At 56.4% G+C, this 1,714-nt stretch carries 2 rRNA genes (1 of these 2 cut by a window edge); both read right to left on the bottom strand.

The annotated features are described in order from the left end of the window. Positions 1-107, bottom strand: a 5S ribosomal RNA gene (gene rrf, locus AB0B83_RS29890); the annotation flags it as partial. An 84-nt stretch (positions 108-191) separates the two neighbouring features. After that, positions 192-1,714: ribosomal RNA gene (locus AB0B83_RS29885) — 23S ribosomal RNA — on the bottom strand; it runs 1,360 nt beyond the window's last position.

Here is a 1,714-nt window from a genome sequence, read left to right as displayed (position 1 = left end):
GTCCTACTCTCCCACACCCTCCCGAGTGCAGTACCATCGGCGCTGGAGGGCTTAGCTTCCGGGTTCGGAATGTAACCGGGCGTTTCCCCTCCGCCATGACCGCCGTAACTCTATCGACATATCAAACAACACCAACCACGTGGTCTGTTGTTCGTTTATCGAGAGTTGCACAGTGGACGCGTAGCAGCTTAGTAGTCAAGTCCTCGGCCTATTAGTACCGGTCAACTGAACCCGTTACCGGGCTTACATTTCCGGCCTATCAACCCAGTCGTCTAGCTGGGGGCCTTACCCCACCAAGGTGGGTGGGATACCTCATCTTGAAGCGAGCTTCCCGCTTAGATGCTTTCAGCGGTTATCCCTTCCGAACGTAGCTAACCAGCCGTGCCCCTGGCGGGACAACTGGCACACCAGAGGTTCGTCCGTCCCGGTCCTCTCGTACTAGGGACAGCCCTTCTCAAGTATCCTACGCGCACGGCGGATAGGGACCGAACTGTCTCACGACGTTCTAAACCCAGCTCGCGTACCGCTTTAATGGGCGAACAGCCCAACCCTTGGGACCTGCTACAGCCCCAGGATGCGACGAGCCGACATCGAGGTGCCAAACCATCCCGTCGATATGGACTCTTGGGGAAGATCAGCCTGTTATCCCCGGGGTACCTTTTATCCGTTGAGCGACACCGCTTCCACTCGCAAGTGCCGGATCACTAGTCCCGACTTTCGTCCCTGCTCGACCTGTCAGTCTCACAGTCAAGCTCCCTTGTGTACTTGCACTCAACACCTGATTGCCAACCAGGCTGAGGGAACCTTTGGGCGCCTCCGTTACCCTTTAGGAGGCAACCGCCCCAGTTAAACTACCCACCAGACACTGTCCCTGAACCGGATAACGGTCCGAAGTTAGATACCCAAATCAACCAGAGTGGTATTTCAAGATTGCCTCCACCCATACTGGCGTATGGACTTCACTGGCTCCCACCTATCCTACACAAGCTAATTCGGATACCAATGTCAAGCTATAGTAAAGGTCCCGGGGTCTTTCCGTCCTGCCGCGCGTAACGAGCATCTTTACTCGTAATGCAATTTCGCCGGGCCTGTGGTTGAGACAGTGGGGAAGTCGTTACGCCATTCGTGCAGGTCGGAACTTACCCGACAAGGAATTTCGCTACCTTAGGATGGTTATAGTTACCACCGCCGTTTACTGGCGCTTAAGTTCTCCGCTTCGCCCCGAAGAGCTAACAGGTCCCCTTAACGTTCCAGCACCGGGCAGGCGTCAGTCCATATACATCGAATTACTTCTTCGCATGGACCTGTGTTTTTAGTAAACAGTCGCTTCCCCCTGCTCTCTGCGGCCATACAACGCTCCACCCGCGCGGGGCTTCACGTCTCCGGCCCCCCTTCTCCCTAAGTTACGGGGGCAATTTGCCGAGTTCCTTAACCACAGTTCGCCCGATCGCCTCGGTATTCTCTACCTGACCACCTGTGTCGGTTTGGGGTACGGGCCGCTAAGAACTCGCTAGAGGCTTTTCTCGGCAGCATAGGATCACTGACTTCACCTGAATCGGCTCGGCATCACGTCTCAGCCTTCATGGTGTGCGGATTTGCCTACACACCGGCCTACACGCTTACCCCGGCACAACCACCGGCCGGGCTCAGCTACCTTCCTGCGTCACCCCATCGCTTGACTACTACCCGCCAGGTTCCCACGCTCCCCAACCTT

The sequence above is a fragment of the Micromonospora sp. NPDC049060 genome (genome assembly GCF_040649055.1).
Classification (GTDB): Bacteria; Actinomycetota; Actinomycetes; order Mycobacteriales; family Micromonosporaceae; genus Micromonospora; species Micromonospora reichwaldensis.
Note: the sequence above shows the minus strand (reverse complement) of the source record. Positions and strands in the feature narration are given on the sequence as shown.